The 307-nt window shown below is 44.6% G+C and carries 1 protein-coding gene; it reads right to left on the bottom strand.

What is annotated here, in order from left to right:
- Positions 1–307 (bottom strand): hypothetical protein (locus NR073_RS11480; protein WP_256748857.1); only part of this gene is annotated, 307 nt, incomplete at both ends.

The following is a 307-nucleotide window of genomic DNA, read 5'->3' as shown; positions in this document are numbered from 1 at the left end:
CATTTATCTTCTTTTCTTTCCTTCTTTATTCCCCTTTTCTTTCCTTTTTCCCTTCTTTTTTCCTCCCCCTCCTTCCTTTCCTTCTCCTCCTTTTCCTTTCCTCTCTTTTCTTTCCCCTCTCTTTCCCTCTTCTTCTTCTCCCTTTCTCCTTCCCCCCTCCTTCCTCTTTTCCTTTTCTTCCCCCTTCTTCTTTTTCTCCTTTTCTCCTCCTTCTCTCCCCCCTCTCCTTCTTTCCTTCTCCTCCTCCTTTTTGTTCTTCTCCTTCTCCCTTTCTCTTTTCTCTTCCTTTTCCTTCTCCTCTTCCTGC

The sequence above is a fragment of the Micrococcus sp. Mcc28 genome, assembly GCF_024519775.1.
GTDB classification, from domain to species: domain Bacteria; phylum Actinomycetota; class Actinomycetes; order Actinomycetales; family Micrococcaceae; genus Micrococcus; species Micrococcus luteus.
The sequence above is the reverse complement of the archived record's forward strand: the minus strand, read 5'-3'. Positions and strand labels throughout refer to the sequence as shown.